21 protein-coding genes are annotated in these 21,225 nt (G+C 71.2%); 11 read left to right on the top strand and 10 right to left on the bottom strand.

Annotated features, from left to right (window positions below; translation table 11 throughout):
• Positions 1 to 92 precede the first annotated feature (92 nt).
• Positions 93 to 1,544, top strand: coding sequence for an NCS2 family permease (locus tag AB0A61_RS05605; RefSeq protein ID WP_361286560.1), 1,452 nt, complete (start codon positions 93 to 95; stop codon positions 1,542 to 1,544).
• 130 nt (positions 1,545 to 1,674) lie between these two features.
• Here the strand turns inward: AB0A61_RS05605 and AB0A61_RS05600 are convergent, their stop codons facing one another.
• The 6 genes from AB0A61_RS05600 to AB0A61_RS05575 form a co-directional block, all read right to left on the bottom strand.
• A complete protein-coding gene (locus tag AB0A61_RS05600; RefSeq protein WP_361286557.1) occupies positions 1,675 to 3,126 on the bottom strand; it encodes a penicillin-binding transpeptidase domain-containing protein in 1,452 nt (483 codons plus the stop codon).
• Between the two features lie 66 nt (positions 3,127 to 3,192).
• Positions 3,193 to 3,867 (bottom strand): response regulator transcription factor, encoded by a 675-nt coding sequence (locus AB0A61_RS05595; protein ID WP_361286554.1) that lies wholly within the window; start codon positions 3,865 to 3,867, stop codon positions 3,193 to 3,195.
• Positions 3,864 to 5,114, bottom strand: a complete 1,251-nt coding sequence (locus AB0A61_RS05590) for a histidine kinase (RefSeq protein WP_361286551.1) — start codon at positions 5,112 to 5,114, stop codon at positions 3,864 to 3,866. The genes AB0A61_RS05595 and AB0A61_RS05590 overlap by 4 nt, the downstream gene beginning before the upstream one ends.
• Positions 5,111 to 6,160 carry a hypothetical protein gene (locus AB0A61_RS05585; RefSeq protein ID WP_361286548.1) on the bottom strand — a complete coding sequence of 350 codons (1,050 nt, stop codon included), beginning with the start codon at positions 6,158 to 6,160 and terminating at the stop codon, positions 5,111 to 5,113. Before AB0A61_RS05585 ends, AB0A61_RS05590 begins: the two co-directional genes overlap by 4 nt.
• 105 nt (positions 6,161 to 6,265) lie before the next feature.
• Positions 6,266 to 6,736 (bottom strand): GNAT family N-acetyltransferase, encoded by a 471-nt coding sequence (locus AB0A61_RS05580; protein WP_361286545.1) that lies wholly within the window; start codon positions 6,734 to 6,736, stop codon positions 6,266 to 6,268.
• A gap of 3 nt (positions 6,737 to 6,739) precedes the next feature.
• Entirely contained in the window at positions 6,740 to 7,513 is a 774-nt protein-coding gene (locus AB0A61_RS05575) for an IclR family transcriptional regulator (RefSeq protein ID WP_361286542.1), read from the bottom strand.
• Between the two features lie 162 nt (positions 7,514 to 7,675).
• Between AB0A61_RS05575 and AB0A61_RS05570 the strand changes: the two genes are divergently transcribed.
• The 5 genes from AB0A61_RS05570 to AB0A61_RS05550 all read left to right on the top strand — a co-directional run bounded on the left by AB0A61_RS05570 (position 7,676) and on the right by AB0A61_RS05550 (position 12,466).
• The gene (locus tag AB0A61_RS05570; protein ID WP_361286539.1) at positions 7,676 to 9,205 is read left to right on the top strand and encodes an aldehyde dehydrogenase (NADP(+)); all 1,530 of its coding nucleotides are present in this window, start codon (positions 7,676 to 7,678) and stop codon (positions 9,203 to 9,205) included.
• Positions 9,206 to 9,324: 119 nt separating this feature from the next.
• Positions 9,325 to 9,933 carry a DUF1349 domain-containing protein gene (locus tag AB0A61_RS05565; RefSeq protein ID WP_361286536.1) on the top strand — a complete coding sequence of 203 codons (609 nt, stop codon included), beginning with the start codon at positions 9,325 to 9,327 and terminating at the stop codon, positions 9,931 to 9,933.
• Between the two features lie 110 nt (positions 9,934 to 10,043).
• A complete protein-coding gene (locus AB0A61_RS05560; protein WP_361286533.1) occupies positions 10,044 to 10,514 on the top strand; it encodes a GNAT family N-acetyltransferase in 471 nt (156 codons plus the stop codon).
• A 75-nt stretch (positions 10,515 to 10,589) separates the two neighbouring features.
• Positions 10,590 to 11,306 carry a DsbA family oxidoreductase gene (locus tag AB0A61_RS05555; RefSeq protein ID WP_361286530.1) on the top strand — a complete coding sequence of 239 codons (717 nt, stop codon included), beginning with the start codon at positions 10,590 to 10,592 and terminating at the stop codon, positions 11,304 to 11,306.
• 71 nt (positions 11,307 to 11,377) lie between these two features.
• Positions 11,378 to 12,466 (top strand): aminotransferase class V-fold PLP-dependent enzyme, encoded by a 1,089-nt coding sequence (locus AB0A61_RS05550; RefSeq protein ID WP_361286527.1) that lies wholly within the window; start codon positions 11,378 to 11,380, stop codon positions 12,464 to 12,466.
• A gap of 61 nt (positions 12,467 to 12,527) precedes the next feature.
• Here AB0A61_RS05550 and thpD read toward each other — a convergent pair whose 3' ends face one another.
• The 4 genes from thpD to ectA all read right to left on the bottom strand — a co-directional run bounded on the left by thpD (position 12,528) and on the right by ectA (position 15,788).
• Positions 12,528 to 13,415 (bottom strand): ectoine hydroxylase, encoded by an 888-nt coding sequence (thpD, locus tag AB0A61_RS05545; protein WP_361286524.1) that lies wholly within the window; start codon positions 13,413 to 13,415, stop codon positions 12,528 to 12,530.
• A gap of 7 nt (positions 13,416 to 13,422) precedes the next feature.
• On the bottom strand, positions 13,423 to 13,821 hold the full coding sequence (locus AB0A61_RS05540) for an ectoine synthase (RefSeq protein WP_361286521.1): 399 nt from the start codon (positions 13,819 to 13,821) through the stop codon (positions 13,423 to 13,425).
• A 50-nt stretch (positions 13,822 to 13,871) separates the two neighbouring features.
• Complete coding sequence (ectB, locus tag AB0A61_RS05535; RefSeq protein WP_361286518.1) at positions 13,872 to 15,143, bottom strand: diaminobutyrate--2-oxoglutarate transaminase; 1,272 nt, start codon at positions 15,141 to 15,143, stop codon at positions 13,872 to 13,874.
• A 105-nt stretch (positions 15,144 to 15,248) separates the two neighbouring features.
• On the bottom strand, positions 15,249 to 15,788 hold the full coding sequence (ectA, locus tag AB0A61_RS05530) for a diaminobutyrate acetyltransferase (RefSeq protein WP_361286515.1): 540 nt from the start codon (positions 15,786 to 15,788) through the stop codon (positions 15,249 to 15,251).
• A gap of 516 nt (positions 15,789 to 16,304) precedes the next feature.
• Between ectA and AB0A61_RS05525 the strand changes: the two genes are divergently transcribed.
• The 5 genes from AB0A61_RS05525 to AB0A61_RS05505 all read left to right on the top strand — a co-directional run bounded on the left by AB0A61_RS05525 (position 16,305) and on the right by AB0A61_RS05505 (position 21,171).
• Positions 16,305 to 17,150, top strand: coding sequence for a transporter substrate-binding domain-containing protein (locus tag AB0A61_RS05525; protein ID WP_361286512.1), 846 nt, complete (start codon positions 16,305 to 16,307; stop codon positions 17,148 to 17,150).
• Entirely contained in the window at positions 17,147 to 17,992 is an 846-nt protein-coding gene (locus AB0A61_RS05520; protein WP_361286509.1) for an amino acid ABC transporter permease, read from the top strand. Before AB0A61_RS05525 ends, AB0A61_RS05520 begins: the two co-directional genes overlap by 4 nt.
• Positions 17,989 to 18,792 (top strand): amino acid ABC transporter ATP-binding protein, encoded by an 804-nt coding sequence (locus AB0A61_RS05515; protein WP_361286506.1) that lies wholly within the window; start codon positions 17,989 to 17,991, stop codon positions 18,790 to 18,792. Before AB0A61_RS05520 ends, AB0A61_RS05515 begins: the two co-directional genes overlap by 4 nt.
• 18 nt (positions 18,793 to 18,810) lie before the next feature.
• Positions 18,811 to 19,920, top strand: a complete 1,110-nt coding sequence (locus AB0A61_RS05510; RefSeq protein WP_361286503.1) for an amidohydrolase family protein — start codon at positions 18,811 to 18,813, stop codon at positions 19,918 to 19,920.
• 321 nt (positions 19,921 to 20,241) lie between these two features.
• Positions 20,242 to 21,171, top strand: coding sequence for an SCO1860 family LAETG-anchored protein (locus AB0A61_RS05505; protein WP_361286500.1), 930 nt, complete (start codon positions 20,242 to 20,244; stop codon positions 21,169 to 21,171).
• Positions 21,172 to 21,225: the final 54 nt, after the last annotated feature.

The raw sequence follows: 21,225 nt of genomic DNA, 5'->3' as shown, positions 1-21,225 counted from the left end.
CCGTAACACGGAGAACACCTGAAACCGGTTCGACGGGGGAACAATCCAGCCAGCACCCGCGCACCGATCCTTCAGGCCCGAGGAGTCCCGCCATGTCCGAAACACAGAAGGTGACCGACCGGCCAAGTGCCCCGCCACATGGGGTGAACGGCGTCGACAGGTTCTTCAGAATCTCCGAACGGGGCTCCACCCTCGGCCGGGAGATACGCGGCGGCTTCGCCACGTTCTTCACGATGGCCTACATCCTTGTCCTGAATCCGATCATCCTGGGCAGCGCCAAGGACAAGTTCGGCCACCAACTCGACACGGGCCAACTGGTCACCGCCACCGCTCTGGTGGCCTGTGTGATGACCGTCGTCATGGGCGTCGGCGGCAACCTGCCGCTCGCCATCGCCGCCGGCCTCGGCCTCAACGCCGTCGTCGCCTTCCAGCTCGCCCCACTGATGAGCTGGGCCGACGCCATGGGCCTGGTCGTCATCGAGGGCGTCCTGATCTGCGTCCTGGTGCTCACCGGCCTGCGCGAGGCGATCATGAACGCCATTCCGCAGCAGCTGAAGCAGGCCATCGGTGTCGGAATCGGCCTGTTCATCGCCTTCATCGGCTTCGTCGACGCCGGGTTCGTCAGCCGCATCCCGGACGCCGCGAACACCACCGTGCCGGTGCAACTGGGCGCCGTCGGGCGGCTCACCGGCTGGCCCGTCCTCGTGTTCTGTCTCGGCGTACTGCTCACCATCGCCCTGGTCGCCCGCAGGGTGAAGGGCGCGATCCTGATCAGCATCGTGACCATGACGGTCGTCGCGATCGTCATCGACGCCGTCGCCGACATCGGGAGCTGGGGCCTGACCACTCCCAAGGTGCCCGACCGGATCGTGGCCACCCCCGACTTCGGACTCGTCGGCCACTTCAGCCTGTTCGGCGCCTTCGGCGAGACCGGCGCGATCACCGTGGTCCTGCTGATCTTCACCCTGATCCTGTCGGACTTCTTCGACGCCATGGGCACCATCGTCGGCATCAGCGCCGAGGCGGGGCTTCTCGACGACAACGGCCAGGTGCCCGGCATCGGCCGCGTGCTGTTCATCGACGGCGCCGCCGCGATCGCCGGCGGTGTGGGCTCCGCCTCCTCCAACACCGCCTACATCGAGTCCGCGGCCGGCGTCGGCGAGGGCGCGCGCACCGGCTTCGCCAACCTGGTCACCGGCGGTCTGTTCGGCCTCGCGCTGTTCCTCACCCCGCTGCTGACCATCGTCCCGCTGCAGGCCGCCGCGCCCGCCCTCATCGCCGTCGGCTTCCTGATGATGACCCACGTCAAGCACATCGACTGGGACCGCTACGACATCGCCATCCCGGCCTTCCTCACGATCGCCGCGATGCCGTTCACGTACTCCATCACCGACGGCATCGGCGCCGGCTTCCTGTCCTACGTCCTCATCAAGACGGTCCTCGGCAAGGCCAGGGAGGTCAACTGGCTCCTGTGGGGCGTCTCGGCCCTGTTCCTGCTCTACTTCGCGATCGACCCGGTCGAGCAGGTCCTCGGCGTGAAGTGACGCAACCCCGACGCGGCGCCGGCGCGCAACCCCGACGCGGCGCCGGCGCGCGGCGCCGGCGCGCGGCGCCGGCGCGGGGCGCCGACGTTCATGCGGCCTCGCCGGGTGCGCACGGCCGGCCGGTCGCCGGTCAGCCCCGCAGAGCGCTCCGCATCATCGCCCTGGCCACCGGCGCAGCCAGCCCGTTGCCGCTCACCTCGGAGCGCGCCGCGTCCGACTGCTCCACGACCACCGCCACCGCGACCTCCTTGCCGGTCGCGTCCGACTTGCCGTAGGAGGTGAACCAGGCGTACGGCACCTGGCTGTTGTTCTCGCCGTGCTGGGCGGTGCCCGTCTTGCCGCCCACCGTCACACCGGACAGCCGGGCGTTCGTGCCGGTGCCCTGCTCGACGACCGTCCGCATGGCCGACTGCAACTGCGCGGCGGTCGAGGAGCTGACGATCCGCTTGCTGCCCGGGTGGTCGTCGTGGTTCTGCAGCACGTTGCCGTCGCCGTCGCTGATCTGCGCCACCATGTGCGGCGACACGAGCTCGCCGTTGTCGGCGATGGCGGCCGACACCATCGCCATCTGCAACGGGGTCGCGGTCACGTCGAACTGGCCGATGCCGGTCAGCGCGGTCTGCGCCTGGTCCATGCCCGACGGGTACACGCTCGGGTACGCCCGCACGGGCACGTCCTGCGACCGGTCGTTGAACCCGAACTTCCCGGCCATCGCCTTCACCTTGTCCTGACCCAGGTCGACGGCCATCTTCGCGAAGACGTTGTTGCAGGAGTACCGCAGAGCGGTACGGATCGTGGCGTTCCGGCAGGGCGCGCCGGGGTTCTCGTTGGTCAGCACCCGCGTGGTGCCCGGCAGCGTGTACGGGTCCGGGCTCCTCGTCGGCTCGTCCACCGACGAGTACAGGCCGTCCTCCAGTGCGGCCGCCGCGACCACCAGCTTGAACGTCGACCCCGGCGGCAGCGGCTGGCGCAGCGCACGGTTCGTCATCGGCTTGGCGGGATCCCGGGTCAGCTGCTGCCAGACCTTGCCGTTCCCGGAGCTGAGCGCCGTCGGGTCGTAGGACGGGGTGGAGACCACCGCGAGGATCCGGCCCGTGGCCGGGTCGATCGCGACGGCCGCGCCCTTCTTGTCGCCGAGCGCGTCGTACGCCGCCTTCTGCACGTCCGGATCGATCGTGGTGATCACATCACCCGGAGCGGCCCGCTTGCCGGTGATCGTGTCGAGGGGGCTCTTCAGCCGGTTGTCCGTGCCGTTGAGCAGGTCCTGGTAGACGCCCTCCAGCTGGGTGGCCCCGTACACCTGGGAGCTGTAGCCGGTGACGGCGGCGTACAGTCTGCCGTCCTTGTAGGTGCGCTCGTACTTGAGATCCCCGCTCGTCGTCCGTGCGGAACCCGTGATCGAGCCGCCGGCCACGATGATGTTCCCGAGCGGCTGCGCGTAGGTCTCGATCGCCCGGCGCCGGTTGTCCTTGTCGTCCGCGAGGGCCTTGCCGTCGTAGAACTGCACCCAGGTCGCCCTGACCAGCAGAGTGAACACCAGCAGCAGCGTGAAGACGGCGGCTCGCCTGATTGTCCTGTTCATCCCGCTCAGGAGGACGGGCGGGAAGGAGCCGATCGTTCCCGTCCGCCCCGGTTTCTCATCGGATGTTCATGAATCCGGCGGGTCGGCCCGCAGGAAACCGGCCTCGTAGGCGGCGATCACCGCCTGCGTACGGTCCCGGGTGCCGGTCTTCGCCAGGACCGCCGCCACATGTGACTTCACGGTGGCGGGGCCGACCTCCATGCGCCGGGCGATCTCCGCGTTGGTCAGTCCGCCGGCCAACAGCCGCAGCACCTCGCTCTCCCGGCCGGTGAGCTTCGCCACCCAGGCCGGAGGGGAGGGGTACGCGCGCGCGTGCTCGACGGCCAGCGCCCGCACGGCAGACGGGAACAGCAGGGTGTCGCTGCGGGCGACCAGCCGTACCGCCTGGACGAGCGCGTCGGCCTCGGACCGCTTGAGCAGGAACCCCGCGGCCCCGGCGCGCAGGGCGTCGTAGACGTAGGAGTCGTTCTCGAAGGTGGTGACGACCACGATCCGCGGGGGCTCGGCGAGCGTGGCGAGGATCTGCTCGGTGGCCCGGATGCCGTCGGTCCCGGGCATGCGGACGTCCATGAGGACGACGTCGGGCCGGACCTCCCGCACCACCGAGACGGCCTCGGCACCGGTGGCCGCCTCACCGACCACCTCCAGGTCCGGCTCGGCGCCGAGAATGGCGCGCAGGGCGGTGCGGACCATGCGTTCGTCGTCGGCCAGGACGATCCGGATCGGCGCCGGGCTGGTCATACGGGTCCCTTCATCGGCAGTCGTACGTGCAGTCGCCACATCCCTCCGGCCGGCCCCGCCTGCGCCGTGCCGCCCAGCAGCCGGGCCCGGTCCGCGATACCGCGCAGGCCGTGGCCACCGCCCGGGCGGGAAGCGAGCGTCGTCTCCAGCCGGTTGTCCACCGTGATCTCCAGGTGCCGGTCGGCCGCCTCGATCCGCAGGACCACCTCGGGGCAGCCGCCCGCGTGCCGGAGCGCGTTGCTCATCCCCTCCTGCACGATGCGATAGGCCTCCCGCGAGAGCAGCTCGGGCAGGTTCGCGGGGTCGACGCCGATCTCGGCCGTGACGCGGGGTCCGGCGGCGCGGGTACGGCGCAGCAGGCCGTCGAGGTCCGCGGCCAGCGTGGGGGCCGGGGCCGTTCCGGGGGAGTCGCCGTCCCGCAGCACGCCCAGTACGGCGTCGAGTTCGCCCACCGTGCGCCGCGTGGTGTCCTCGATCGCGGCGAGCGCCTCGCGCGCGAACTCGGGGTCGCTGTCCAGGACCCGGCGGGCAGCGCTCGCCTGGAGGGTGACGGCGCTCAGGGCGTGGCCGACACAGTCGTGCAGCTCGCGGGCGAGCCGGTTCCGTACGGCCAGATCGGCCAGGCGTGCCTCGGCGGCCGCGAGCCGGTCCTCCGGAGTGGGGCCGAGCAGAGCGGGTGCCCAGCGGGCCAGCAGCGCACCGCACCCCGCCGCGCAGGCCGCGAGCGCCAGCAGCGTGGCGAGGCCCACGACCGGCGCGAGCGCCAACCCCCAGGGACGGCTCACGAATCCGGGCAGCGCCAGCCGCGAGTCGCGCAGGCCGGCGAAGAGCGGGAGCACCATCAGCACGACCGCGAACGGCGGTACGGCGAGCGACATCCCGGAGACGATCCCGCCGAGGCCCAGGTGCAGCGTGAACCAGGCCGCCGTACGCCCCTTCGCGGCCCGGGTCCGCGCGGGCCCGTCGGCCAGGCGGTCGCCGTCGATCCCGCACAGGGCGCGCACCGCGGCCACCGACATCGGCCTGGTCAGCGGGAACGGCGAGGTGAGCGCGGCGAGCGGCAACCCGACGGCGAACGAGCCGAGTTCCAGGGGCAGGGAACCGAACGCGTCCGACGAGCCGACCAGCGGGCCGACGACCACCGAGCCGACGAGAACGTACGGCATGGCCAGGGCGCCACCGAGGACCAGATGGATCCAGCGGCGGCGCGCCCTGCGGCCGAACAGCAGCAGCGCGAGCCTTCTCACGCCGGCTGCTTCGACGCCCCGGCGGAGCGCTCCGCGAAGAAGTGGGCGAGCAGGGCCGCCACCAGGACACCGATGATCATCTGGTCAGCGTAGAGGACGTTCATCAGCTGCGTCGGCCGATCGGCGAGGTCGTCCACCCCGGTCAGGGAGGCCAGTGACAGCCAGGCGCCCCAGCAGGTCAGGACACCCGAGCCGACCCAGGCCAGGGCGAGCGGCACCTTCACCGGCAGCGGGCGGCCGCGCCGGAAGGCGAGCAGCCAGGCACCGCAGACGGCGGCCAGCAGGAAGCAGATGTCGGTGGCTTCGAGGACGTAGAAGTCGCTGGTCCGCTCCGCGGCGCGTCCCGCGGCGAGTCCGGCGGTGCTGCCGCAGATCCACAGCAGGTGCAGGGTGAGCGGGAGCAGGGCGAGAAGGCAGACGGCGGCCGCGAAGAGACGTTGTGCGGCCCCGATGAGTCCGGCCGGCAGTTCCCGCACCCGCCCTCGCCACAAGTGCCCCCAGCGGTCACGGGCGTACAGCAGGGTCAGTGTGCCGAGGGTCAGCCCCTGCACGATGAACCCCGTGTACACCACCCCGAACACCCACTCGTCGAGGAACGGCCCCTGGCCGGTGCCGGAGGACTTGTTCACCGTTCCGCCGAGGATCTTCACCAGGAGCTGGAGCGGGAATCCGGTCATGATCGGGGCGAGCAGCCCGGTGGCGACCCACACCGGGAAGGCCGGCGCCCAGGCGGGCACCCTCAGCCCCCACGGCCGGGTCAGCACCAGCGCGAGGACGACCACGGAGGCGTCCATCAGCACGGTGAGGCCGTTCGCGACGACCATCGTCGTCGGGTGCTCGAGGAGCGAGCTGCCTTTCGGGATGCCGAGACGACTCCCGGCGATCCAGGCGGTCTTGAGGCCGAGGTACGGCAGGCAGGAGACGATGGCGGCGGCCCGCAGGATCCGGCGGGGCCGGGTCGGGCCACCGGGAGGCGCGACCGGGGCGGTGGGGGCGGTGCGCTGCTCGAGCGGAGCCGGGAGCCCGGAGGAGGGTGACTGGGTCATGCGACCACGCTCCCGCGCGGACCCCGGTCGGCACGTCCTGCGGGACGGCGAACCGTCTCCGCCGGGCGGGGGAGAGGCCTCTCCACCCCGGGCCGCCGGAGAGCCTCAGTCCTTCAACGACAGGACGACCTCTTCGATCTCCTCGCCCCGGGCATGGGCGTACCCCCGGGCCCGAGCGGTCTCCCGGAAGCCGCACTTCTCCAGCACCCGCAGCGAGCCCGGGTTGTCGGCTGCCGCCCTTGCGTACAACGGGCGTTCGGGCACCTCGGTCAGCAGGGCGCGCAGGGCCGCCGTGGCGATGCCCCGTCCCCAGTAGGCGCGGTCCACCCAGTAGGTGACCTCGCGCTCGCCCGGCTCGCCGTAGACCGCGGTACTGCCGACCACGTCCCCGTCCGCCAGGATGGTGCGCAGCACGTCGCGGGAGGTGCGGATCTTTCGCCAGTGGGCGTCGAAGGCGTCGCGGTCGGCCGGGTCCTTCGGGGTGAAGGCGGCCATCCGCAGGGACTCCGGGTCGTTCATCTGCCGGTAGAACACCGGCAGGTCGCTGTCGTGGACGGGGCGGAGCACGACCTGCATGTCTCAGAGCCTCCGGGTGGCGAGCGTGAGGCGGTCACGGGCGTCGAACAGCGCGTCCTTCACCATCTGTTCGTGGGCGGGTGTCAGCCGCGCCACCGGGATCGAGCAGCTGATCGCGTCGCGGGCCGGGGTGCGGTACGGGATCGCCACGCCGAAGCAGCGCAGGCCCAGCGTGTTCTCCTCGCGGTCCACGGCGTAGCCCTGCTCGCGGACCTGGTGCAGTTCCTCGATGAGCTTCTCGCGGTCCGTGATGGTGTTCTCGGTCAGCGCGGGCAGGGTCTCGGGGAGCATCTTGCGGACCTGCTCGTCGGTGTACGTGCTCAGCAGCGCCTTGCCCAGGGACGTGGAGTGGGCGGGCAGCCGGCGGCCGACCCGGGTGAAGGGGCGCAGGTAGTGCTGGGACTGCCGGGTGGCCAGGTAGACGACGTTGGTGCCGTCCAGGCGGGCGAGGTGGATGGTCTCGGTGGTGTCGTCGGACAGGCGGTCCAGTGTCGGACGGGCCGCCGCCACGACCTCGTCGCCGTCGATGTAGGAGGTGCCGACCAGGAGCGCGCGGACGCCGATGCCGTACCGCGTGCCGGTCGCGTCGGTCTCGACCCAGCCCAGCTCGACGAGCGTGCGCAGCAGCATGTACAGGCTGGACTTGGGATAGCCGACGGCCTCCTGGACCGCGGCCAGGGAGTGCATACCGGGCCGGCCGGCGAAGTACTCGAGCAATTCAACCGTCCGCACCGCGGACTTGACCTGCGCCCCGCCGCCTGTCTCGCCTGCCGACATCGCCCTTGACCCCTTTGTTCGACGAGAACCTGGAGATATAGTCTCCGACTGCATTCATCATCAGAGACGGCGTTCAGTATATCGAACGTCCCTGGTGGGTGGCCCGAATACCGCCGACCGTACCGGCCGAAGACTGCGGCATGACATCTGGAGGGACTCGCGGTGGCAGCAGCACCAGTCTGGAGTGTCGACCCCCGTACCGGGAAGCAGCGGGAACAGGTTGCGGTGGAGGCCACGGCCCACGAGGTGGACGCCGCCGTCCGTGCCGCGCACGACGCGCGCGGCCCGCTCGCCGACCGTGCCACCCGCTCGGCCTTCCTGCGCACCGCCGCCGACCGGCTTCAGGCCGCCGAGGGTTGGCTCGTGGAGGCCGCCGACGCGGAGACCGCGCTGGGCCCCGTCCGGCTCACCGGTGAACTCGCCCGGACCTGCTACCAGTTGCGGGCCTTCGCGGACATCGTCGACGAGGGCGCCTTCCTCGACGTGATCATCAACCACCCGGACGACACCGCGACCCCGCCCGTGCCGGACCTGCGCCGCTACAAGGTCCCCCTCGGTGTCGTCGCCGTCTACTCCGCCTCGAACTTCCCCTTCGCCTTCTCGGTCGCCGGCGGCGACACCGCCAGCGCGCTGGCCGCCGGCTGCCCGGTCGTCGTCAAGGCCCACCCCGACCACCCCGCCCTGTCCGAGCTGGTCGCCAAGGTGCTGCGGGACGCGGCCGCGCGGCACGGCGTCCCCGCGGGCGTCGTCGGTCTCGTCCACGGCTTCGAGGCGGGCGTCGAGCTCATCGGGCACCCGCTGGTCGCCGCGGCGGGCTTCACCGGTTCGGTGCGCGGTGGCCGTGCCCTCTTCGACGCGGCGGCCGCGCGGCCGGTGCCGATCCCGTTCCACGGCGAGCTCGGCTCGCTGAACCCGGTCCTCGTCACCGAGGCCGCGGCCGCCGAGCGCGCCGAGGCCATCGGTGCGGGTCTGGCCGGGTCGATGACGATGGGGGTCGGCCAGTTCTGCGTCAAGCCGGGGCTCGTCCTCGTGCCGTGCGGTGCCGCGGGCGACGGCCTGCTCAAGTCGCTCACCGACGCGGTCGGCGAGACCGAGCCCGGGGTCCTGCTCGACCACCGGATGCGGGACAACTTCGTGGCGGGCGTGGCCGAGCGCGCCGAGCTGCCCGACGTGGCGTCGCCGGTCACCCCGGGAGCGGGCGGCGAGCACACGGTCGGCGCCGGATTCCTGACCGTGCCGGCGAGCAGGCTGACGGAGGAGGGCGCCCACGACCTGCTGCTGGAGGAGTGCTTCGGGCCGGTGACGGTGGTGGCCCGCTACGAGGACGAGAGCGAGGCGACGGCCGTCCTGTCCCGGCTGCCCGGCACCCTCACCGCGACCGTGCAGCTCTCCGCCGAGGAGGCCGCGGGCGCGGGCCGTGGCGCCGAGCTCCTTGCCGAGCTGACGCCGCTCGCCGGCCGGGTCCTGGTCAACGGCTGGCCGACGGGGGTGGCCGTGGCGCCGGCCCAGCACCACGGGGGGCCGTACCCCGCGACGACGTCGACGTCCACGTCCGTGGGCGGTACGGCGATCGAGCGGTGGCTGCGTCCCGTCGTCTACCAGAACGCGCCGCAGGCGCTGCTGCCGGTGGAGTTGCGGGACGACAATCCGCTGGGGCTGCCCCGGCGGTTCAACGGCGTCCTGGAACGGTAGCCCTCGGGGGTGCGCCGCGGGGTGCGGTTGTTCGTGGGCTGCGGACGGTGTGCGGCCGGTCACGCGGTTCCCCGCGCCCCTTTCGGGGTGCGCCGCTGCGCGCCTGGGACACTCGCTCCATGGACGTCGAACTTCCCGAACTCCCGTTCCTCCTGCGCACGTACGGCCCTGACGGGCACTGGTCGTACGAGGACGGGATGCTCTCCGGGTGGGCCGGGCCCCGGCAGGACCGGTTCGTGTCGCCCGCCGGTGAGGCACTGGACCCCGCCTCCGACGCGCCCCGGCTGCTCGGGGCACCCGAGGGCGACTTCCAGCTGATCGCCCGGGTCACCGTGGGGTTCGGCGCCTCCTTCGACGCCGGAGCCCTGTACGTCCATGTCGGCGAGCGGGCCTGGGCCAAGCTCTGCCTGGAGTACTCCCCGGACGTGCCCACCGTCTGCACGGTGGTCACCCAGGGACACTCCGACGACGCCAACTCCTTCACCGTGGAGGGCAGTTCCGTCTGGCTGCGGATGAGCCGCACCGGCCGCGCCCTCGCCTTCCACGCCTCCCGGGACGGTGTCCGCTGGACCTTCGTCCGCCTGTTCACCCTGGGCGGGGAGAAGGAGACCGGCGCGGCCCTGGTCGGCTTCATGACGCAGTCGCCGCTGGGGGAGGGGTGCGTGGTCACGTACGACCACATCGAGTTCAGGCCGAGCTGGCCGGCCGACCTGCGAGACGGCACCTGAGCACGACCGCCGTCACCCTGCCGGGCCGGGTTCGGCCGTCTCGGAACCGCCGCGGTCACGGGCACGTCTTCCGCTGCGTGATCAGGAAGCATCGGGCCGCCGGGATTCTGATGATCAGGACCGTCCTGCCGGTCGAAGCGGAAGCCGTCGCCGGGCTGATGACGCGCGCCCGGTCCACGTACTACCCGGACGGCGTCCCGGACGCCGACGCCGACTGGCCGGCCAGGTGGCGGCAGGCCATCGAGCGCCCCGACGGCCAGGTGCTGTGCGCGGTGCGCGACGCCCGGCTGACGGGCATCGCCTCCTTCCGCACCCCGCGGGGCGCCCCCGCCGAAACGGTCAAGCTGTTCCAGTTCCACGTCGACCCCGACCACTGGCGTGCAGGCGTCGGCACCGCGCTGCACGCCGCCTGCCTGGAGCAGTGGAGGGCCGACGGCAAACGGACGGCGGTGCTGGAGGTGCACGCCGGCAACCACCGTGCCCAGGCCTTCTACGCCCGCCAGGGCTGGGTCCGGGACCCGGAAACCCCGTCCGGCGACGACCTCCACCTCAACCTGCGGCTGTCGGTGACCGGGGAATGAACCCCACTGCTTGAACGTTCAGGCAATCGGCGGAGGGAGTCTCCGTACCGTACGAGTGGGAGAGTGCCGAGAAGCATGCGCGTCGAGATCTGGTCGGACATCGCCTGTCCCTGGTGCTACGTGGGCAAGGCCCGCTTCGAGAAGGCGCTCGCGGCCTTCCCGCACCGCGACCGGGTCGAGGTGGTGCACCGCTCCTTCGAGCTGGACCCGCACCGCGCCAAGGACGACATCCAGCCCGTACTCACCATGCTCACCAGGAAGTACGGGATGAGTCAGGCGCAGGCGCAGGCCGGCGAGGACAACCTGGGCCGGCAGGCCGCGGCCGAGGGCCTCGCGTACCGCACCCGCGACCGCGACCACGGCAACACCTTCGACATGCACCGCCTGTTGCACTTCGCCCGTGAGCTGGGCAGGCAGGAGGCGCTGCTTGACCTGCTCTACCGGGCCAACTTCGCCGAGGAGCGTTCCGTCTTCGACGACGCCGAGCGGCTGGTCGAGCTGGCCGTCGCCGCCGGTCTCGACACGGACGGGGCCCGCCGGGTCCTGGCCGACCCGGCCGCCTACGCCGACGAGGTCCGCGCCGACGAGCGGGAGGCCGCGCAGCTCGGCGCCACCGGTGTGCCGTTCTTCGTCCTCGACCGCAGGTACGGCGTCTCCGGCGCCCAGCCCGCCGAGGTCTTCACGCGGGCGCTCACGCAGGCGTGGGGTGAGCGGCCCGCCCCGCTCGAGCCGATCGGCGAGGGCGGCGCCGAGGCCTGTGGCCCGGACGGGTGCGCCGTGCCCCAGGGCTGAGTCCCGCGGCGAAGGCGCAGGTCGGCGGCAAAACATAAGCGTTCCTTGGGGAAATCACGCAAAGTTCCGCAATGGACTTCGACTTCATCGGGCCGCACAGTGGTCCCATGGAGACGACGTTCGAGACTCGCGTCCGTGCCGAGTTCACGCCGGAGAACACCTATCTGAACACCGCGAGCAGCGGGCTGCTGCCGGCCCGTACGGTGGCCGCCCTGCGCACCGCCGTCGAGGCGGCGGCCGTCGGGCGGCCGACCGACATGTTCGCCGACGTCGAGGCGGCTCGCGCCTGCTTCGCCCGGCTGCTGCGGGTCCCCGGCCGCCGGGTCGCGGCCGGGGCCTCGGTCGCGGTCTACAGCGGCCTGATCGCCGCCTCGCTGCCCGAGGGCGCCGAGGTGCTCACCGCCGAGGGCGACTTCAGCTCCGTGGTGAACCCCTTCCACGTCCGCACCGGCCTCAAGGTGCGCAGCGTGCCCCTGGACCAGGTCGCCGAGGCGGTGCGGCCCGGGACGGCGCTGGTTGCGGTCAGCGCCGCGCAGTCCGCGGACGGCCGGATCGCCGACCTGCCCGCGATCCGCGCGGCGGCCCGTGAGCACGGGGCGCGGACGTACGTCGACGCCTCCCAGGCCGCCGGCTGGCTCGACCTCGACGCGGACGCGTACGACTACGTCGCCGCCGTCGCCTTCAAGTGGCTCCTGTGCCCGCGAGGTGTCGCCTTCCTGGTCGTGCCCGAGGACCTCGGCGGCCTCACGCCGCTGTTCGCCGGCTGGGTCGCCGGGGAGCGGCCCTGGGACAGCTGTTACGGCCCGGTCGAGGAACTCGCCCACTGCGCACGGCGGTTCGACGAGAGCCCGGCCCTCTTCTCCTACGCCGGCGCCCGCCGTTCGCTGGACCTGCTGGAGGAGCTCGGCGTGGACACCGCACGCGCGCACGACCTGGCACTGGCCGACCGCTTCCGCGGCGGGCTGCTCTCGCTCGGCCACGAGCCGCTCCCCGCGCCGGGCTCCCCGATCGTGTCCGTGCCCGGACTCGGCCACCGCCAGGGCGAGTTGAGCCGGGCGGGCATCGAGGTGTCCGACCGTGCGGGCAACCTGCGGGCCGCCTTCCACCTGTACAACACCGACGCGGACGTGGACCGCCTGCTGGACGTGCTGGCGGGATGACGACCGGGCCGGGGCCTCCCGTCCCACACGAGGAGGCCCCGGCCCGGCAGTCACATCACGGTCACCTCACCGGAGTGAAGTCCCGCGCCCCGATGAACTCCGGCCTGCGCACCGGCGCCGCGAACGGCTCCACCGCCGTGTTCTCCACGCTGTTGAACACGATGAAGACGTTGCTGCGCGGGAACGGCGTGATGTTGTCGCCGGAGCCGTGCATGCAGTTGCAGTCGAACCAGGTCGCCGAACCGGCCCGGCCGGTGAACAGCCGGATGCCGTGCTCGCTCGCCAGGGAGGTCAGCGCCTCGTCCGAGGGCGTGCCCGCGTCCTGCATCTGGAGCGACTTCTTGTAGTTGTCCTTCGGCGTGGCCCCCGCGCAGCCCAGGAACGTCCGGTGCGACCCCGGCATGATCATGAGGCCGCCGTTGGTGTCGAGGTTCTCGGTCAGGGCGATCGAGACGGACACCGTCCGCATGTTCGGCAGGCCGTCCTCGGCGTGCCAGGTCTCGAAGTCCGAGTGCCAGTAGAAGCCGCTGGCCCCGAAGCCGGGCTTGACGTTGATCCGCGACTGGTGGACGTACACGTCCGAGCCGAGGATCTGCCGGGCCCGTCCGACGACCCGCTCGTCGCGCACCAGGCTCGCGAACACCTCGCTGATCCGGTGCACCTCGAAGACCGAACGGATCTCCTTGGACTTCGGCTCGACGATCGCGCGCTCGTCGAGCCGGATCGCCGGGTCGCCGATCAGCCGGTCCAGCTCCCGCCGGTAGACGGCGACCTCCTCGTCGCTGATCAGCTGGTCGACGGCGAGGAAGCCGTCGCGCTCGTAGCCCTGGAGGTCGGCGGCCGAGATCGGACCGGGTGTGTCGGGGGCACCCCAGAGCACGGGGTCCTGGCGGGGGACGTTCACCTCCGCGGTGCCGCGGGTGGGGTAGAGATCGGTGACGGTGGTCATGGGGATGTCACACCTCCTCGGTGAGCAGGGGGTAGACGCCGTTCTCGTCGTGGTCCTCCCGCCCCGTCACGGGCGGGTTGAAGACGCAGATGCAGTGGAAGTCCTCCTTGACGCGCAGCGTGTGCCGCTCGTGCCCGTCGAGGAGGTACATGGTCCCGGGCGTGATCGTGTAGGTCTTCCCGGCCTCGTGGTCGGTCAGTTCCGCCTCGCCCTCGGTGCAGACGACGGCCTCGATGTGGTTCGCGTACCACATCGACGTCTCCGTGCCCGCGTAAAGGATCGTCTCGTGCAGGGAGAAGCCGACCTTCTCCTTGGCGAGGACGATGCGCTTGCTCTCCCAGGTGCCGGACGCGGCCTTCACATGCCGGTCGGTGCCTTCGATGTCCTTGAACGAACGGACGATCACAGGTGCGATGCCTCCTGGTCGGGGGTTGTCGTGGTGCTGTCGCGGGTCGGTCAGGCGGTCTCGCGTACCGCGCGGGCGAGGGTCTTCAGGCCCTCGTCCAGTTCCTCGGGCCTGATGGTCAGGGCCGGCAGCAGCTTGACGACCTCGCTCTCCGGGCCCGAGGTCTCGACGAGCAGCCCGAGGTCGAAGGCGCGCCGGGCGACCCGCTCGGCGCGGCCCTTGTCGTGGAACTCCAGGCCCCACACCAGGCCGCGGCCCCGGTACTCCTTGACGTCGGCGAGGTTCTCCTCGGTGATGGAGATGAGCCACTGCTCGGCCTGCTCGCCGCGGGTGCGGGTCTGCTTCTCCATCGCCGCCCCGTCGGTCCAGTACGCCTCCAGCGCGGCCGTGGCGGTGACGAACGCGGGGTTGTTGCCGCGGAAGGTGCCGTTGTGCTCGCCCGGCTCCCAGACGTCCAGGTCGGGACGGAACAGGCACAGCGACATCGGCAGCCCGTAGCCGCTGATCGACTTGGACACCGTGACGATGTCGGGCACGATCCCGGCCTCCTCGAAGGAGAAGAAGGCCCCGGTGCGCCCGCACCCCATCTGGATGTCGTCGACGATCAGCAGCATGTCCTGCCGCTCGCACAGTTCCTTGAGGGCACGCAGCCACTCGGGCCGGGCGACGTTGATGCCGCCCTCGCCCTGCACGGTCTCCACGATCACGGCGGCGGGCTTGTTGAGGCCGGAGCCCTGGTCCTCGAGGAGCCGCTCGAACCACAGGAAGTCCGGGACCTTGCCGTCGAAGTAGTTGTCGAACGGCATGGGCGTGCCGTGCACGAGCGGGATTCCGGCGCCCGCGCGTTTGAAGGCGTTGCCGGTGACGGCGAGGGATCCCAGGGACATGCCGTGGAAGGCGTTGGTGAACGACACGATCGCCTCGCGTCCCTTCACCTTCCGCGCCAGCTTCAGCGCGGACTCGACGGCGTTGGTGCCGGTCGGGCCCGGGAACATCACCTTGTACGGCAGGTCACGGGGCCGCAGCACCAGGTCCTGGAAGGTCTGCAGGAAGGTGCGCTTGGCGACGGTGGACATGTCGAGCCCGTGGGTGACGCCGTCCCGCTCCAGGTAGTCGATCAACGCCCGTTTGAGGACGGGGTTGTTGTGCCCGTAGTTGAGGGAGCCGGCGCCCGCGAAGAAGTCGAGGTACTCGTGGCCGTCCTCGTCGGACATGCGGCTGCCCTGCGCGCGGTCGAAGACGGTGGGCCAGCCGCGGCAGTAGCTGCGCACCTCGGACTCCAGGGTCTCGAAGACGCTCAGGTCGGGCTGGGTGATGGTCACGACGAATCGCTCCTCGGTGGGGGAGTGAAGGGAACTCGGGGGGCGGTCAAGGGGAGATCGGCGGCGATCGGAGAGAGATCGGAGCCGATCAGGGGAGATCGGCGATCAGAAGGAGAGGGGGCCGATGCGGTAGAGGACCTCGGCGTCGTGCGGCGCGTCCGGGAACTGCTCGGCCCGGAACAGCACCTCGCGCTCGACGGTGGCGCGGTGGCGGGCGGCGAACGAGGTGAAGAGCCGCTCGGAGGCGGTGTTGCCCGGGGTGATCGTGGTCTCGACGGAGGTCAGCCCGCGCTCTGCGGCGACCCGGGCGGTCAGCGCGTCGAGCAGCCGGGCGGCCAGGCCCCGGCCACGGTGGTCGGCGTCGACGGCCACCTGCCACACCAGCAGGGTGCGGGGGCGGTCGGGCCGCACGTACCCGGTGACGAAACCGACCGGCTCGCCGTCGGCTCCCCGCGCCACCGCCGACGTGGCGGCGAAGTCACGGCACCACAGCAGATAGCTGTACGAGGAGTTCAGGTCGAGGGTCCCGGACTCCTTGGCGAGCTGCCAGAGCGCGGCCCCGTCGGCGACGGCCGGGCGTTCGATGCGCACGCCGTCCGACGGTATTTCGTGGGGGGTTTGCAGTTCTGCTTGTGCGGCAGTCATGCGAGATGAACTTACCGACTGCAATTGAAAAATGCATCGCCCGGCGAACTTACATGGAAGGGGTCCATGTGTTATCGCGCGGGCGTGCGGTCGCGCGAAGGGTGGTCTGACGTGCAGGTTTAACCCTTATTTGCTGGACAAAAGGGATGGCTTTGTGGAGTCTGTCACAGTGGGGTAATCCTCACGGGGTCCCCTCGAATTGTGCCCGTCAGTGTTCGCGAAATCTTCGCGTTTAGCGCCGGGAAAACGGGGCAGGAGAATATGGGCAGCTACCCAAAATGAATTGCGTAATTCTGTGCGGGATTCAGGGCTGTCGCCAGGTGGTTTCATTGGGGGGCCGGTGGCCGACCGTGACCGTGTCCGGACCCACCGTATCGATGCGCCCCGGACACACCTCCAGCACTGGTGACTTCTTAGGTCGGACGCCCCCGTAGCCAACGGTTTGGTTTGAGGGGCCCAAACTTCTCCTTATAATCGGAACCCGTATTGCTCCACTCCCTCACCGAGAGGTCCCCCGTGAACACGCTCCTCGGGCGCCGGGCCCGCATCCTGGCCGCCACCACCGCCACGGCCGGGCTGGTACTCGTGGCCGGCTGCACCTCGAGCGGCAACGGCGGCAGCAAGACGGCCGCCGGCGGGGTCCAGCTCGTCAAGGCGGGCCGGCTCACCACCTGCACCCACCTGCCGTACCCGCCCTTCCAGTCGGAGATCAACGGCAAGGTCCAGGGCTTCGACGTCTCGCTCATCGACCTGGTCGCCAAGGACCTCGGCGTGAAGCAGCAGATCCTCGACACGCCGTTCGAGAACTTCAAGACGGGCGCGTTCCTCAACTCCGGCCAGTGCGACCTCGCCGCCGCCGGCATGACCATCACCCCCGAGCGCAAGAAGCACGTCGACTTCTCCGACCCGTACTTCAACGCCACCCAGGCCGTCCTGGTCGACAAGAAGAGCGGCATCGACTCCCTGGCCGACGTCAAGGCCAAGGGCAAGAAGCTCGGCGCCCAGGCGCAGACCACCGGCGAGGACTACGCCAGGAGCAAGGGCTACGACCCGGTCTCCTTCCACTCCTCCGACGCGGTCCTCAACGGCCTGCGCACCGGTCAGGTCCAGGCCGTCGTCATCGACTACCCCGTCGTCCAGGGCTGGCTGAAGGACAAGGCCAACGCCGACGCCTTCAAGGTGGTCGGCAACCTCAACACCGGTGAGCAGTACGGCTTCACGGTGAAGAAGGGCAACGCCAAGCTCCTCGCCGCCGTCAACAAGGCGATCGCCGCCGCCAAGGCCGACGGCACGTACAAGAAGCTGTACGAGCAGTGGATCGGCCCGTACGACGCCGCCGCGGCCTCGCCCGCCGCCTCATGAGCAGCACCACCGGCACGTCCACGGCCGAGGTCCAGCCCCGGAAGAAGGGGCTGACCCGGCGGCAGAAGCGCCGGCTGTCCCGCGGCATCCAGTACGCCGTCTTCGTCGCCGCCGTGGCCGCGCTCGGGGCCGGGGCGGACTGGGGACGGCTGCAGAACCAGTTCGCGCAGGTGGACATCGCCAGGCAGATGTTCCCGGACGTCATTACGCTGGCGCTGAAGAACACCGTGCTGTACACCCTGTCCGGCTTCCTGTTCGGTCTGGTGCTCGGCATGGTCGTCGCGCTGATGCGGCTGTCGTCCGTGGGCCCCTACCGCTGGCTCGCCGGCGTCTACATCGAGATCTTCCGCGGCCTGCCCGCCCTGCTGATCTTCATCTTCGTCGGGGTCGCCGTGCCGCTGGCCTTCCCGGGCACGGAGATCATCGGCGGCACCTACGGCAAGGTCGCCCTCGCCCTCGGCCTGGTCTCGGCCGCCTACATGGCGGAGACGATCCGCGCGGGCATCCAGGCCGTGCCCAAGGGGCAGATGGAGGCGGCCCGTTCACTCGGCTTCTCGCCGGCCAGGGCCATGATCTCCATCATCGTCCCGCAGGCCTTCCGTATCATCCTCCCGCCGCTCACCAACGAACTCGTCCTGCTGTTCAAGGACTCCTCGCTGGTGCTGTTCCTCGGCGTCACCCTGCAGGAGCGGGAACTGTCCAAGTTCGGCAACGACCTGGCCAGCGAGACCGCCAACTCCACGCCGATCCTGGTCGCCGGCCTGTGCTACCTGCTGGTCACGATCCCGCTCGGCTTCGTCGTCCGCCGCATGGAGTCCAAGTCCCAGGAGGCCGTCAGGTGAGCGTCCCCGAGATCAGCGTCCGGGACCTGCACAAGTCCTTCGGCGACAACGAGGTGCTGCGCGGCATCGACCTGGAGATCGGCCAGGGCGAGGTCGTCTGCGTGATCGGCCCCTCCGGCTCCGGCAAGTCGACCCTGCTGCGCTGCGTGAACCTCCTCGAGGAACCCAGCAAGGGCCAGGTCTTCGTCGGCGGCACCGAGGTGACGGACCCGGACGTCGACATCGACGCCGTGCGCCGCCGGATCGGCATGGTCTTCCAGCAGTTCAACCTCTTCCCGCACCTGTCGGTGACCGAGAACCTCACGCTCCCGCAGCGCCGGGTGCTGCGCCGGGACAAGGCGAGCGCGGCGAGGATCGCCGCCGAGAACCTGGAGCGCGTCGGCCTCGCCGAGAAGGCGGACGCCTACCCCTCCTCCCTGTCCGGCGGCCAGCAGCAGCGCGTCGCCATCGCCCGAGCGCTCGCCATGGGCCCGGAGGTGATGCTCTTCGACGAGCCGACCTCGGCGCTCGACCCGGAACTCGTCGGGGACGTCCTCGCCGTGATGCGCATGCTCGCCGACGAGGGCATGACGATGATGGTCGTCACCCACGAGATGACCTTCGCCCGCGAGGTCGCCGACCGTGTCGTCTTCATGGACGGCGGCGTCGTCGTCGAGGACGGCACCCCCGACCAGGTCATCGGCAACCCGAGCCACGAGCGCACCCGTCACTTCCTCTCCCGCCTCCTGGACCCCGCGATGGCCGAGGTGACCGAGAAGGAGGGGGAGACCTCCGACCGGGTGGGCACGGCCGACCAGTAACTCACTAAGGTGCACTGCATGAGCGATGACGCGGTGCTGCACGTGAAGGGCCGGGTACTGGCCGGGCCGGACGCCGACGCCGGTGAGGACGCGGTCCGCGACGAGCTGTGGGTCGTCGGCGGGCGCATCTCCTACGACCGTCCCGCCGGTGCCCGGGAGGTGCGCACCGTCGAGGGCTGGGTCCTGCCCGGCCTCGTCGACGCACACTGTCACGTCGGTCTCGACGCGCACGGCCCGGTCCCCGACGACGTCGCCGAGAAGCAGGCGCTGACCGACAGGGACGCCGGCACGCTGCTGATCCGCGACGCGGGCTCGCCCTCGGACACCCGCTGGACCGACGACCGCGAGGACCTGCCGAAGATCATCCGCGCGGGCCGCCACATCGCCCGTACCCGGCGCTACGTTCGCAACTACGCCCACGAGGTCGAGCCCGAGGACCTCGTCGCGTACGTCGCCCGGGAGGCGCGGCGCGGCGACGGCTGGGTCAAGCTGGTCGGCGACTGGATCGACCGCGACCTCGGCGACCTGTCGGCGTGCTGGCCGCGGGAGGCGGCCGAGGCGGCGATCGCGGAGGCCCACCGCCTCGGCGTACGCGTCACCGCGCACTGCTTCGCCGAGGACTCCCTGCGGGACCTGGTCGAGGCGGGCATCGACTGCATCGAGCACGCGACGGGCCTGACCGAGGACCTCGTCCCGCTGTTCGCCGAGCGCGGCGTCGCCATCGTCCCGACCCTGGTCAACATCGCCCTCTTCCCCCGGCTCGCCGACGGCGGCGAGGCCAAGTACCCGCGCTGGTCGGCCCACATGCGCAGGCTCCACGAGCGCCGCTACGACACCGTCCGCGCCGCCTACGACGCCGGAATCCCCGTGTACGTCGGCACGGACGCCGGGGGCAGCCTGCCCCACGGCCTGGTCGCGGCCGAGGTGGCGGAGCTGGTGACGGCCGGCATCCCGCCGGTGCGGGCCCTGTCGGCCACGACCTGGGACGCGCGCGCGTGGCTCGGCCGGCCCGGCCTCGACGAGGGCGCACCGGCGGACCTGGTGGTGTACGACGAGGACCCGCGGGCGGACGTACGGGTGCTGGCGGCGCCGCGGCGGGTGGTGCTGAACGGGCGGGTCGTCGGCTAGGGGGCGGATCACGCCGGACCCGGGGTGATCCGAACGACACCCGGCGGCCTTACCGGCGTCGGATCGTCGGCAGGTTGACGGATCGTTACCTTCTGCACGAGGACGTCGTTGCGCACTCCGTCGTGTGCGCCGGTACGTCGACCAGCACGTTCGCCCGGAAGGCGGTAAGCGGGGTGTGGCTGGGAACAGACGTGCCGCAGGAATCGAAAAGGCTGACGGAAACCCCACGATGGGGTGAAGTGACGCAGGATTGCTGACCGTTCACTCTCAGTGCGTAATCCTTTCCGGGTCCCAAGCATTCTCCTCTGGGGGTCCCACACCTTGAACGGCCACACCTTCCGCATGCCCGCACGCCGCTGCGCGACCGTCGCGGCGGCCACCGTCCTGGCCGCCGGTCCGACGACACTGGCCGGCGCGGGCTCCGCGCACGCGACCACCGACAAGGGCCGCGCGAGCGCCTCCGTCCTGCGCACCGGACTTCAGGTCAATCTCCTCGACAAGACGGTGACGGTCCCGCTCGCCGTCTCCCTCAACGAGGTGGAGGCCCCGCGGAGCGCACAGAAGACCGCGCTGAGCGCACGCCTGGACGGTGTCGACGGCGGAAAGCCGTTCACCGTCCTGCGCGCCGACGTGGCGAGGGCGACCGCGACGGTCTCCGCCCGCCGGGCAGAAGGCGCCGTCGACCTTGCCCATGCCCGGCTGCACGTGCCCGGCCTGCCGCTGCTGTCCCTGATCGAGGTCGACCAGGTCACGGCGAAGGCGACCTGCGAGGCCGGAAAGGCACCGGTCGCCGCGTCGAACGTGCTCGGCGGGGTGACGGTCCTCGGCAAGAAGGTCACGGTCACCGCCGGTGGGCCGACCGACGTGCGCGTACCGGGAGTCGGCGAGGTCCGCCTGGAGCTGTCGAAGCACGAGACGGCCGACCGTACGGCCGCCGCCACCGCCCTCCAGCTCAACGTCGCCGTCAACCCGCTGAAGCTGAACGTCGCCGAAGTGAAGGGGACGGTGACGCTCGCCAGGGCCACCTGCGAGGCCCCGGCGGCGCCGCCCGTGGATCCCGGCACCGACGTGAAGCCCCAGGGAGCGGCGGTGGATCCGGGCACCGCCGTCAAGCCGCAGGGGGCTCCAGCCAAGAGGGACCTCGCGGAGACCGGCGGCAGCGAGTTGACGCCCTACCTCGCAGGCGGTTCGGCCGTCCTACTGGCGGCCGGCGGAGGCGCAGTGGCCCTGGCCCGCCGCCGCCGGGGCTGAGGGCGCGGGGCGTTGGGGGACGTGGCCCCCGCCGGCGTGGGGGGCGCAGCCCTG

The organism is Streptomyces sp. NPDC046197 (assembly GCF_040646295.1).
In the GTDB taxonomy this organism is placed as follows: domain Bacteria; phylum Actinomycetota; class Actinomycetes; order Streptomycetales; family Streptomycetaceae; genus Streptomyces.
Note: the sequence above shows the minus strand (reverse complement) of the source record. Positions and strands in the feature narration are given on the sequence as shown.

What these genes read in the sequence shown, in the direction of transcription:
- AB0A61_RS05575 (WP_361286542.1), bottom strand. Translation starts at nt 7,513, where the DNA reads ATGTCGGCAGGCGAGACAGGCGGCGGGGCGCAGGTCAAGTCCGCGGTG.
- AB0A61_RS05565 (WP_361286536.1), top strand. Translation starts at nt 9,325, where the DNA reads ATGGACGTCGAACTTCCCGAACTCCCGTTCCTCCTGCGCACGTACGGC.
- AB0A61_RS05560 (WP_361286533.1), top strand. Translation starts at nt 10,044, where the DNA reads ATGATCAGGACCGTCCTGCCGGTCGAAGCGGAAGCCGTCGCCGGGCTG.
- ectA (WP_361286515.1), bottom strand. Translation starts at nt 15,788, where the DNA reads ATGACTGCCGCACAAGCAGAACTGCAAACCCCCCACGAAATACCGTCG.
- thpD (WP_361286524.1), bottom strand. Translation starts at nt 13,415, where the DNA reads ATGACCACCGTCACCGATCTCTACCCCACCCGCGGCACCGCGGAGGTG.
- AB0A61_RS05595 (WP_361286554.1), bottom strand. Translation starts at nt 3,867, where the DNA reads ATGACCAGCCCGGCGCCGATCCGGATCGTCCTGGCCGACGACGAACGC.
- AB0A61_RS05585 (WP_361286548.1), bottom strand. Translation starts at nt 6,160, where the DNA reads ATGACCCAGTCACCCTCCTCCGGGCTCCCGGCTCCGCTCGAGCAGCGC.
- AB0A61_RS05510 (WP_361286503.1), top strand. Translation starts at nt 18,811, where the DNA reads ATGAGCGATGACGCGGTGCTGCACGTGAAGGGCCGGGTACTGGCCGGG.
- AB0A61_RS05555 (WP_361286530.1), top strand. Translation starts at nt 10,590, where the DNA reads ATGCGCGTCGAGATCTGGTCGGACATCGCCTGTCCCTGGTGCTACGTG.
- AB0A61_RS05550 (WP_361286527.1), top strand. Translation starts at nt 11,378, where the DNA reads ATGGACTTCGACTTCATCGGGCCGCACAGTGGTCCCATGGAGACGACG.
- AB0A61_RS05605 (WP_361286560.1), top strand. Translation starts at nt 93, where the DNA reads ATGTCCGAAACACAGAAGGTGACCGACCGGCCAAGTGCCCCGCCACAT.
- AB0A61_RS05580 (WP_361286545.1), bottom strand. Translation starts at nt 6,736, where the DNA reads ATGCAGGTCGTGCTCCGCCCCGTCCACGACAGCGACCTGCCGGTGTTC.
- AB0A61_RS05520 (WP_361286509.1), top strand. Translation starts at nt 17,147, where the DNA reads ATGAGCAGCACCACCGGCACGTCCACGGCCGAGGTCCAGCCCCGGAAG.
- AB0A61_RS05600 (WP_361286557.1), bottom strand. Translation starts at nt 3,126, where the DNA reads ATGAACAGGACAATCAGGCGAGCCGCCGTCTTCACGCTGCTGCTGGTG.